Below are 12,461 nucleotides of genomic sequence, written 5' to 3' on the forward strand. Positions count from 1 at the left end.
GATGCTTTGCGCCACAAGTAGAAACAGGTATGCTGCAAAAAAAAGGCCGCCCTTTTGAGACAGCCTTCTTCCAATCAAAATTTCTTTTCAATACTGATACCGCAGCATCTCGATTTCCTCTATCGTTTTCGGCTTGGCTTTCCCCAGCCGCCTGAATCCATCTTCAGTTACCACGAAATTCTCTTCATTTCGGTAACCACCGGCGTGCCTGAATTTACCAACGATGTCCCAGTTGATATATTCCTTGCAGTTTCCGCTCGCCTGCCACCAGTCCATCAATTCAGGAATAAAATAGATACCCGGTTCGATGGTAAATACATGACCAGCCTGCAACGGTTTGGCCAATCGCAACGATTTCAATCCAAATTGAGTAGATTTTGGCTGACCATCGTATCCGACCCACACTTCACCTAAATCTTCCATGTCGTGCACATCGAGTCCCATCATGTGACCGGTACCGCACGGGAAGAACAGCGCATGAGCACCTGCTTCAACGGCTTCATCGACGTCGCCTTTCATGAGCCCCATCTGTTTCAATGAATCGACAATGGAACGACAAGCTGCCAGGTGCACGTCACGGAATGGAGTGCCCGGTGCAATCGCGGCAATCGCGGCTTCGTATGCCAGCAATGAAGCCAGGTAGATATCTTTCTGCTCAGCTGAAAATGTGGTGCTCACCGGGAAAGTACTCGACAGGTCGCCATTGTAGTGCATGGTATTTTCGGCTCCGGCATCAAGCAGCAACAGGTCGCCTTCTTTAATGGTATTGCCGTGATAGTGATTGTGAAGCGTTTGCCCGTTGATAGTAGCAATGATTGGGAAACCGATATCTCCTCCGGCCGCCAAAGCCACCTCGTGACAACGGGCAGCCACTTCAGCCTCCTGCATGCCCGGCCTGGCTATTCGCATGGCCTCGATGTGCATATCGACCGAAATGTTTACCGCATGCTCCAGCTGTCCAATTTCTTCTTCTGTTTTAATCTCCCGCTGACTAACCACGGCTCGAATCAAATCGACAGAAGCGTTGGCCTCCTGTTCTGCCACCGGCAAACCAAGCAATTGCATCAGCTTTATCCTGTTTTCCGGCCGGTAAGGAGGAAGAAAGTGGACTTTTCTGTTTTTCTTCATGGCTGCGTCGACCACTCCGGCTAACTTCGCCAAAGGCAATGTTTGTTTTACGCCAGCCTTGCTCAACCTGTCGGCAATAGTGGGCTGCGGCCCTCGCCAAACAATATCGTCAATCGTATAATCATCCCCAAAAACGATTTCCTGCTGTGCTTCGATGTCAATAACTGCAGCTAAGCCGGGAAAGTCAATACCAAAATAGTACAGAAAGGTGCTGTCCTGTCTGAATGGGAAGGTATTATCGGTGTAGTTCATGGGCGATTCTTCGTTGCCCAATAAAAGGATAATACCGGAACCGACCTTTCGGGCCAGCTCTTTTCGTCTGTTTGTGTACGTTTTAATGGGAAATGTCATACGCTTACTATTTTTAGTTATTAAAATGTTTCATGTTCTGTTCTCCGGATGATCTCATTCTGCAGATCTTCTCCCAGGTCATTGAAATAATCGCTGTACCCGGCAACGCGCACGATAAGATCGCGGTAATTCTCCGGGTGCTTTTGGGCATCGCGCAAAGTATCGGCGTTTACTACGTTGAACTGGATATGGTGTCCGTCCATTCGGAAATAACTACGCACCAGGCTCGATACTTTTTGAATTGCCGCCTCATCTTCGAAAAAAGAAGGCGCAAATTTCTGATTCAACAGGGTACCACCGGTTCGCAGATGGTCGATTTTAGCCGCTGATTTGATCACGGATGTCGGGCCTTTTTGATCAGCCCCCTGTACCGGTGAGATACCTTCGGAAACAGGTGTTCCGGCCATACGGCCATCGGCGCTGGCCTGCATCACGCTACCGAAGTAGACGTGGCACGTTGTAGGCAATAAATTGATGCGGTAATCAGCGCCACGCGGACTTTTGCGTCCATTTACCGCACCGTAATATATTTCGAATACCTGTCGCAGCTGGGCATCGGCTTCGTCATCGTCATTACCGTATTTCGGTGTCTTATACACCAACTGATAGTGGAAATCTTCGGTTCCCCCGAAATTATTTTCTAATGCCGAAAGAAAATACTCCATCGAACAGGTCTTCTCTTCAAACACATATTTTTTAATTGCGGTCAGCGAGTCGGTAATGGTTCCCATTCCAACGCCCTGAATATAATTGGTGTTGTAACGGGCACCTCCGTTGATGTAGTCCGTTCCGGAAGACACGCAATCGTCGATAATCAGAGATAGGAAAGGCGTGGGAATATGAGTAGCGAAGATCTTCTCGATAATATTGCTCCCTTTGACCTTGATATCGACAAAATGGTTAACCTGTTTGCCAAAGGCTTGCATTAAATCGTCCATGGAGCGAAATTCGCGCGGCTCGCCGGTTTGCAAACCAATCTGTTTTTGGGTCCGCGGATCGAAACCGTTGTGCAGGGTAATCTCTAATATTTTCGGCAGGTTGAAATATCCTGTCAGAATATAACTCTCGGTTCCAAAGGCTCCTGTCTCGACACAACCGCTGGCGCCTCCATTCCGGGCATCAATCAAATCTTTCCCCTGCCGCGTAAGTTCCTGAATAATGGCGTCGGTATTAAAGATCGAAGGTTGTCCAAATCCCGTTTTCACAATCTTCACCGCCCTGTTGATGAAGCTCTCCGGATTCTTCTTACTCAATTGTACCATCGAACTCGGCTGAAGGATACGCATCTCTTCGATGACGTCGAGGAGAATATAGGAGAGCTCATTCACGGCATCGGAACCGTCTGCTTTTACCCCGCCAAGATTAATGAGGGCAAAGTCGGTGTATGTATTACTTTCCTGGGCTGTTACGCCCACTTTAGGCGGAGCCGGATGATTATTGAATTTCACCCAGAACGATTCCAGTATTTCAATCGCGCGGTCTTTCGTCAGACGACCTTCCGCCAAATCCTTTTGGTAGAAGGGATAAAGATGCTGATCCAGACGTCCTGGATTAAAGGAATCCCATGGATTCAGTTCGGTTACCACTCCGAGGTGAACAAACCAATAGTATTGCAACGCTTCGTGAAATGTTTGCGGGGCGTTGGCCGGTACGTTGCGACAAATCCCGGCCAGCTCTTTCAGCTCTGCTTTTCGCACCGCATTCGTCTCTGCTTTCGACAACTCTTCCAGCTTATCGGCATGACGCCGGGCATAAATTATAATGGTTTCGGCGGTATGCTGCATCGCCTTCAGCTCTTCCTGTTTATCAAATGCTTTCGGATCATTCATGAAATCGAGTTTCGCAAGACTCTCTTTCACATCCAGAATGATATCCAGCATTCCCTTGTGGTAGATCTTATCGCCCGCTACTGTATGGCCCGGAGCGCGCTGCTCCATGAACTCTGTGAAAATTCCGGCATTGAATGCATCATGCCATTCCGGGCGCATATTTTGCATGATGCGATCGCGATTCGATTTCCCTTCCCAGAAAGGAATGATGATGTTTTTGTACGCCTCCCGCGTTTCCTCATCCACCCGAAACCACACTTTTTCCCGGGTGTCCAGAATATCCAGATCCTGCAATGAGTGAACGGTAATTTCCGGATAGGTTGGTGTGGCCTTGGGCGCAGGTCCCCGTTCGCCAACAATCAGTTCGTCCTCATTAATGCAGACCGCCTTGCGTTGCATAATATAACGAAATGCCTTTGCTCTCTCCATCGGGACGGAATCGCCCAACGACTGATGACTTTGATAAAACTCAGTGATGAGCAAAGCACGCTCGGCTGAAATTCGGTTAACGGCATTCAGACTTTGTTCTCGTAATTTCTTTATTCTCGGTGTCATGAAATTCGGTTTTAATTATTTTCGGAAATAAGACGTTTTTAAATCGTTCATCGAACCGGGTGATGAGTCCGGTTTTTATCCTCCTATTTTTACCTCAAAACCAGCTTTCTCAAACTGATTTCTGATATCGAACAATTCCTCTTTCTGCATCGATGGACTATCGACAAAATGATTATCCAGATGAAATCGCTTATACTTTTCTTTAGCTGTATTGTGAAACGGCAACAAATCGACTGCTTCAACCGGATGAGGCAGCGCTTTCAGGAAATCAATGCACTGTGCTATATTCTCAGTTGTATTGCTGATTTCAGGTATCATCGGAATACGAATGCGAACCGGTACATTTAATGCTGACAGTTTTCTGATATTCTCCAATATCAGCCGATTGGATACACCCGTAAATTCCTGATGAACGCGAGCATTCATGTGTTTCAAATCGACTAAAAACAAGTCAGCTAAACGAGCAACCGGTTCTACGACCTTCCACGGCGCAAATAGAGTAGTATCAACAGCAGTGCGCATTTCATGATTCTTGCATTGTTGCAGCGCCTCTTCCAAAAACCGATTTTGCAGCAGTGGTTCTCCGCCGGAAAATGTCACTCCACCTCCCGATTCGTCCATGAATACCTGTTCCTTTTGCAATTCAATGAATAGCTCATCTACAGAAATTTCATAGCCCACCATTTTTTCGTCAGTAAACTCATGTCCGTTTAATAAGGCCGTAGTTCTGACGCAAACCGGATTCGGATCGATACTCTCAGGATTATGGCACCACAGGCATCGCAGCGGACAACCTTTAAAAAAAACAGTTGTACGAATACCGGGGCCGTCATGCACAGCAAAACGCTTGATATCAAAAATGATCCCCTTCATTGGAGTCGAATGTTAGATCGTTACAGGTAAATAAAGAAGCAGAAGAATAGACAAATGTCTATCATTGATTAGCCGGGGAGACTAATTGATCCAACATTCATAAAGGCATTTGCCTGAATTGTGGTAAAGTGTGGAATATATCTTTAGTACATTCATTTACACGATGAATAAGCGCTTTTAAGATAAATATTTCTCCAGTACATCGGAAATAAAAAGACGAATAATTTGCATCCCTAAACCTCCGGCTCTCCTCCCCCCGTCAGCTATTGAAATATTCCCTTGGCGACTTTCCGAAGAACTCCCTGAAACGTCGGGTAAAGTACGTCGGACTAGAAAATCCAGTCTCGTATGCCGCTTCCGAGATATTGCATTTTCCACTGGCAATCAATTTGACTGCCTCTTTTAAGCGTACCGCACGGATAAATTCGGTTGAAGAACACCCCACCAAGCCTTTTAACTTCATGTGAAGTAACGAACGACTTACCCCCATTTCTTTCACCAGAAACGATACATCAAGAGACGACTCACCAAGGTTGGCCTTTATTATGGAGGTCAGTTTTTCGATAAAAATCTTGTCTGACTCCGAATGAACCATCTCTCCGGCCTGAATATAGGCATCGTCTTTAAACCGCTCTATCAGCCTTTTCCGGGTACTTAAAATATTCCCGATATTTTGCTCGAGAATAGCCGGATAAAATGGTTTTTCAATATAGTAGTCCGCTCCCGTTTTTAATCCTGCTAGCCGGTTTTCCGTTCCACTTTTCGAGGTAAGAAGGATTACAGGAATATGTGAAGTCGCCAGATTGGTCTTTAGCCTGTGAGTAAATTCAAAACCGTCCATTTCGGGCATCATCACATCACTGATGATCAAATCCGGAGTCGTACTTTCCAGCCGTTTGATAGCAACCCGACCATTTAGAGCCGTGATAACACGGTAATTTATTTCGAGACTTTCCTTCATAAAATTGATTAGCTCGATGTTATCCTCAACCAAGAGAATCAATGGTTTCCGGTTGCCACCTTCTTCACCGGGAAAATCTTTTTCCAGTTGATTATCGTTTACGCTGATTTGAACTCCATGCGGAGGAATATATTGCGGCTCACAGGTTACAATTTCCGCTTCGCTGTAGTCCGATCTCATTATCGGAATCCTGACAGTGAATACAGTTCCTTTCCCCAACTCACTATCGACTTGAATTTCGCCTTTATGCAACAGAACCAAACTTTTCACAAACGCCAGACCAATGCCGGAACCTTCGTGTTCCACATGCTCTCCATCGACATGAAAGAAACGATCGAATACACTGTCTAACATCCCGGGAGGAATACCTTTGCCTGAATCCGAAACCGATAGAACCATGTCATAATCCGGAGAAGTCATCCGATTGCCACGCTTTCTCAACGTGGCCGAAAACTCAATCCTCCCTCCCTCTTTAGTGAATTTGAAAGCATTGGAAAGAAGGTTGAAAATAATCTTATCTACTTTTTCCGCATCAATCCAAACCGGCACCTCCTTTTCCGGATGAAGGACAACAAAATCGATATCCCGGGACTCGACAGTGCTATCAAACGAACTTGAAATCTCGTCCATCAAATGCCGGATGTCGCACTGAGCTACTTTTAACGCTTCTTTCCCGTTTTCGATTTTTCTAAATTCCAGAAGTTGGTTGATGAGTTGGAACAGCCGGTTAGCATTCCTCTCAATGCCGATAAGTCGTTTCCGGAACGCAGGACTCAGTTTCTCTTCCTCCATAATACGATTAAGCGGCCCCAGAATCAGCGTTAACGGCGTCTTCAGTTCATGTGAAATGTTAGTAAAGAATTCCAGTTTGACTTTATGTATCTCATCGGCATGTTCTTTTTCACGACGCTCCATCACCACCATTGCCCTTGACTTCTCGAGGTTCTTACCAACTTTGAATACCAGAAAAGAAAACAGTATGGCAAGTAGAAAATACACGAAGAAGGCCCAGTTGGTCAACCAAAAGGGAGGTCGAACGATAATTTGCAATGTTCGTTCGTTGGTTGCAGCTTTGATATTATCGAGCGACCCTTTTACATGAAAAGTGTAAGTTCCGGGACTAAGGTTGGTATAAGTTGCAAAGTTTCGCCCTTCTACATAATTCCATTCATTCTCAAAACCTTCCAGATAATAGGCATATTGACAGCTTCCTCCCGAAGAATAACAGAATGCAGAGTATTCCAGCGTAAAGACATTCTGATCATAATCCAGGACAAGGCGACGCACTTTATTTATCGATTCCTCCAGAACACCGCCTTCTTTTGGACGAACAGGCTTGTTGAATAATTGCATACCAGTAAAAACAACATGCAGTGGTCTATTCGCCCGGGTATCGTTCTTTTCGTTAAAAGAAACCATGCCGTTGTTACCTCCGAAATAAATATTCCCAGCCCCGTCTTTGAAAGATGCCCTGTAATTGAATTGGTTGAATGGAATTCCTGAATTACTATCGTAAAGAATACTTTCATTTCTTTCCGGCGAAAAACGGACTAATCCGTTGTCACTGCTTGCCCAGAACCATCCGTCCCTGCCTTCTTCCAGACTAAAAATCCACGAAACCGGAAAACCGGTGTCTTTATTGAAGTAGGTAACTCCTCCATCTTTTTCATTATACATGCAAAGTCCCTGATAACAATCGCCGAACCATACTCTCCCTTCCGAATCGGTCTTCACAAAGTTGATATATTGCATTTCCGGGATCTTATCAAATTTATAAAGCGAATCCCGTGACGGTTCATAACAATAAACACCCTGGCTAGATGAAAACCACAGCTTATGGTTGGTTTGTGCCAAACTCTCAAACTGTATACTCCCAAGTATCCGGGGCTTTAGTCGTGAAAACTTCTTATTTCGGATATCATAAATAACAATGCCTTCGGAGGTTCCGATATACAATGAATCCCTGACCCGCATAAAGGCATATACCGCATCAGAAGGTAGTCCCGGCGTGTTGTTTCGGTTTAGGTATCGGAATTGATTTGTTTTGGTGTTCAAAATATTAATCCCGCCAGTATAAGAAGCAATCCAAAGCTCATGCTCTGACAGGAAGATCAGATCATGTAGGTTTTCATACGACAAACCATTGTTCTTCGAATAATGAGTCACCTCGCCAGTCGAAACGTCCAACTTATCCAGTCCTTTATCTTCCAACCCAATCCAAAGATTATGCTCTGAGTCCTCTGTTAAACAACTTACCACATTACCATTAAGCTGCCACCTGTTTAGTCCGGAACTCCAGGTACGAAAGAAATTATTTTCACCACTCCAAAAATTGATGCCACCAAAGTAAGTTCCCAACCACATATTTCCATTTCTATCGCAAAAGGCATCATAAATCGGATCGGTATTTAATCCGTTGGGATCAGATATATTGAAGTTGTAAAGGCTAAGTTTATCCTTGTTTGGATTATGAATCGCCAGACCAGCCTCCGTTCCAATCCAAACTTTTCCCATCCGATCCTGTGCAACACAATGAACCAGATTGTGAGGTAAGTGATGCTGTCCTTTCTCTTGCTGAGAGTAGAAGAACGACTCGCCGCTTTTCAGATTCATACGTATCAGGCCATAATCCGACTCTCCTATCCAGGCATTTAATTCCGCATCGACATAGAGCAAGTTAGTTTGGTAAGGGCCTAGTTCTTTGGGAATTTTGAGGCTGCGAACAAGGTGCTTATTCGTATCGATGATATATAACAATCCTTGATTCGACATTAAAACCAGTCGCTTTCCTCGAACGAAAACATTCAAGAACCCAGTATTTTTGTCCGGATGGAAATAAGGAATCTTTTCACTCAAAGCCTCCTTCATTCCAGTCCGCTGATCGAGGAAAAAGGCCTGGTTGTTCTGACAGAACCAGTATCCGCAAACTCCGGGAGTCAGCGCCTGAGTACTTCCCAAATCATTCAACAACGGGCAAGGACTGAAAAATTCTTTGTCTTCATGGTAATAGTAATACAGCCCTTGAAGAGTCCGGGCAATTAAAACGGAATCAGGTGAAAGAAAAAGCTTGTCACTGAAAATCTTTACCGGCTTCCCATTTTCGTCAAAAGCCGGAAATTCCTGAAAGTGCTTTCCATCGAAACGGGAAATGGATATACGCGTTGCCAACCAGATGAATCCATCTGCATCCTGTACAATGCTCTTTACATACGAGGAAGGCAGGCCATCCTCGTTGGTGTAATGATAAAAATCCAGAGTTTCATCGTTTCCAACAACATTGAGGGAACTAAAAACCCCATACGCTAACCAACAGAGAGAAACGAGCCCTTTGAAAAAGACTCTTCCTTTCTTCCTCCGAATGTTCATTTCACTCCATGTGGAAAAGCGTATCATCTGTTAGTTCAGTTTATGCTACTGCGTGTGAAGACGGTATTACTCCCCTAAGTTGAGTGGAATGCCGTTGTTCAGTACCAAAATTAAAATTTAATATCATCAACACGGTAAAAACAATTCTGAATTACCACGTATTTGTTTCGGATAACACTCCCGTTGTATTTGCTAGTAAACTCAACCGGCCCGGTTCTTTTAACACCTTATTCCACGTGGTACTTATCTTGCGCCACATGACAGGAAGGACTTCCTTTGAAATCAGAAAAATACTGATGAATCAGGTTGTATAAATCCGGATCGTATGACCTCAATTCTTCCCGGGTATTCACCTGGTTATGTTTTCCATCCGGCTTCTCAACCTCAGCGTTTACATTGAACCAATCCTGAACGCCCTCAGCCCAGTATTCATAAATATCGGTTTGTGCATATGTGTTATCAAACCGACCTTCTGCGACTGCATTGTCCAGGTATTTATGGAGTTTTTTATTGAATGTGCTGTCAACCGGTGCGATACCAATCAGGTGAATGGCGTGGGCAAACTCATGGATTAAGATATCTTCAGCATGGTATTTATCAATCTGGTAGCATAATAAATTCTCTTCAGCACAAGTCGTTAGCGGCAGATTCATATCACCTCCAAGGCCACGTGCCCTCAAGTCCCAGTTAAGTGTTGTATCTTTTGCCAAGTGGGTATGTTCCGGAATATCGGTTGTCCCTTCATACCGGGCCATCACTCCTACCCTGGCTCCAACTTTTTGCATCTGTTTTAGCACAGCCGGGGGTAAATCGTTGGTCATGAACCTGACGATATTCCATGCCTGTACCAAGGCTGAATCCGGCACACGCCAGGAACTGATAACGGGAATACCATTGGCATCCATGTATTTTTTATAAAATGGATCCAGTTTTAATGATTTCGGAGGGGCGGTAATTACCGGCATGTCACCTTGCTTTTGCTGGCATCCTTCAGCTGCGTATAACATTCCACCCAACCCGATTACAAGAATGAAGAATATGAGTTTGCGTCCCATTTGTTTTTTATCTGTTTTCATGCTATTTGATTTATAAAAAGGTTCGTAAGTGGAATAAGACGACCGGTTCCCTGAGAAGAGTTAGCATCGCCTTATTCTCTATTTTAGTCATGGTTCCAATCGGGTGGTAGTTCCCCATAAAAAGCTTTAACAAAAAACTCTCTCCGCTTCCGTTCTCCGAAATCACCTCCCAATGTATGATTGCTTCCCGGCAGGACAACCAATTCAAATTCTTTGTTGGCTTTGATCAATGCATCTGCAACCTGCATGGTTGTGGCTGGATCAACGTTATCGTCCATTTCCCCAACAATCAGTAAAAGCTTGCCTTTCAAACGGTAAGCATTGGCTACATTCGAACACTGCCCGTACTCTTTTCCTATCGGATAGCCCATCCACTGCTCGTTCCACCACATCTTATCCATCCTGTTATCGTGGCATCCGCAGGATGAGGAAGCCGCTTTGTAAAATTCGGGATGAAAAAGCACACCAGCCATCGCATTCTGACCGCCCGCCGAACCACCGAAGATCCCAACACGAGTTGTATCCATGAAATGATGCTTCTCAGCGGCAGCTTTAATCCATCTAATCCGATCAGGAAAACCGGCATCTTTCAGATTCTTAAAGCAAACATCCTGAAAAGCTTTAGACCGATTGGATGTTCCCATACCGTCCATTTGCACCACAATGAATCCCAGTTCAGCCAAACCAGAGAATGCGTACATGTATGGACGAAAGCTTTTCTGCGCAAACGATCCCTGAGGGCCGGCATAAATATATTCGATGACCGGATATGTTTTAGTCGAATCGAAGTTCGTCGGATAATAAATATTTCCCCAGATGTCGGTTTTACCATCACGTGCCTTGGCCACAAATACTTCCGGCGCTTTCCAGTCGTGCGCCAACAATTCAGAGATATCAGCTTTTTCGAGTACCTTCAAAATCTTTCCATCGGACGCCCTCCGAAGAACCGTTTCCGGTGGAGTATCAACCGTCGAATAGGTATCAATTAAAAATTTATTATCCGACGAAAACGATGCATGATGGTTCAATTTCTCCGGAGTCAAATCCTTAAGTTTTTTTCCGTCAAGATTAACCGAATAGTAATGGATGAAATAGGGATCCTCTCCTTCATTTTTACCACTACCTTCGAAAATAATTTTCCGGTTCTTCTCGTCCACACTGACCACGCCTCGCACAACCCAGTCTCCACTGGTTATTTTGTTCTTTACCTTTCCCGTATTTGCATCGATGAGGTAAAGATGATTCCATCCGTCTCGTTCAGAAGCCCAGACGATCTCCTTCGTTCCGTCCAAATCGTACAGATAGTGTTTACCGCTGTAGTCAATAAAGGTTTTGCTTTGCTCATTAATGAGAACCTTTATGCCGCCGGTTTCGGCATTGACTTCCACCACCTGATAAACCTGGTGTCCGCGCTGGTTGAATTCAAAGGTAAACGCCTTACTGTCGGGCCACCATTTTAAATTGGATATGGAGAATTGATTCTCGAATGGCTGCGAATTAACCGGAATTTTCCGACCTTTTTCAACATTGAAGAGACAAGGTTTCCGGATGGGAAGTGCGTCACCTGCTTTCAGATATTCCCGCTTATGCAGAATAGGCTGAAGCTGGTTCTTCGGAGAAGATTCTACAAAATAGATATAGTGCTTCTTGTTGGGACGCACCTTATTTACTGCAATTTTCTTTGAATCGGGAGACCATACCAGGTGTTCTGAATAGAATTCGCCGGCAGAACCATCAAAACTTAACTGCTCTTCCGTCCCGGTATTCCGGTCTTTCACATACAAATTATACTCTTTGATATAAGCCACCTTGCTACTATCAGGAGAAATAATTGGATCAGCCTTAAACTCACCATCGGTATTCCCCCAGTAACGAGATTCCGGAGTCTCAACTTTTCCTGTTTTCTTCAGCATATAATCGTCCAAATTGTACTCCCAGGTATAGCCATCCAGATGGAAAGAAACAGATTTGCCGGCATCATCAAACTTCAGCCTTCTGAGATCCAACGAATCCGGGTGATGAGACTTATCAGAAAGCTCATTGATTTTCTCGCAAAGTTGGGCACGATCGAAAGCCGGAGACACTTCTGCATGTTCAGCATCGACCCGTTTATATTCGATTCCGTTTTTAGTTCTTACCCGGTACCAATAGACGTTCGATTTGCCTATCCACCCTCCATCAGTTGGTGAATTGTAGACCATATGAGCAAATTCCCGAACAGAATCAGCACGTGCATAATCGGCCTTTGTTACCTGAGCTTTTGCAGGCACGAGAGATAAAAAGCCGAGTAGAATAGCAAGCAGTAAATATTTCATTATATTT

The 12,461-nt window shown here is 44.7% G+C and carries 6 protein-coding genes; all 6 read right to left on the minus strand.

The window, feature by feature from the left end; all coding sequences use genetic code 11:
* Positions 1–87: 87 nt before the first annotated feature.
* The gene (locus tag GJU87_RS09800) at positions 88–1,479 is read right to left on the minus strand and encodes an aminopeptidase P family protein (RefSeq protein WP_153639357.1); all 1,392 of its coding nucleotides are present in this window, start codon (positions 1,477–1,479) and stop codon (positions 88–90) included.
* 20 nt (positions 1,480–1,499) lie between these two features.
* Positions 1,500–3,863 (minus strand): trans-4-hydroxy-L-proline dehydratase, encoded by a 2,364-nt coding sequence (hypD, locus tag GJU87_RS09805; protein ID WP_153639358.1) that lies wholly within the window; start codon positions 3,861–3,863, stop codon positions 1,500–1,502.
* A 75-nt stretch (positions 3,864–3,938) separates the two neighbouring features.
* Entirely contained in the window at positions 3,939–4,736 is a 798-nt protein-coding gene (locus GJU87_RS09810) for a glycyl-radical enzyme activating protein (RefSeq protein ID WP_153639359.1), read from the minus strand.
* Between the two features lie 259 nt (positions 4,737–4,995).
* A complete protein-coding gene (locus GJU87_RS09815) occupies positions 4,996–9,090 on the minus strand; it encodes a hybrid sensor histidine kinase/response regulator transcription factor (RefSeq protein WP_228491940.1) in 4,095 nt (1,364 codons plus the stop codon).
* A gap of 200 nt (positions 9,091–9,290) precedes the next feature.
* The gene (locus GJU87_RS09820) at positions 9,291–10,139 is read right to left on the minus strand and encodes a hypothetical protein (RefSeq protein ID WP_153639360.1); all 849 of its coding nucleotides are present in this window, start codon (positions 10,137–10,139) and stop codon (positions 9,291–9,293) included.
* A gap of 83 nt (positions 10,140–10,222) precedes the next feature.
* The gene (locus tag GJU87_RS09825; protein ID WP_153639361.1) at positions 10,223–12,454 is read right to left on the minus strand and encodes a S9 family peptidase; all 2,232 of its coding nucleotides are present in this window, start codon (positions 12,452–12,454) and stop codon (positions 10,223–10,225) included.
* Positions 12,455–12,461: the final 7 nt, after the last annotated feature.

Source organism: Prolixibacter sp. NT017 (assembly GCF_009617875.1).
Lineage (GTDB): Bacteria > Bacteroidota > Bacteroidia > Bacteroidales > Prolixibacteraceae > Prolixibacter.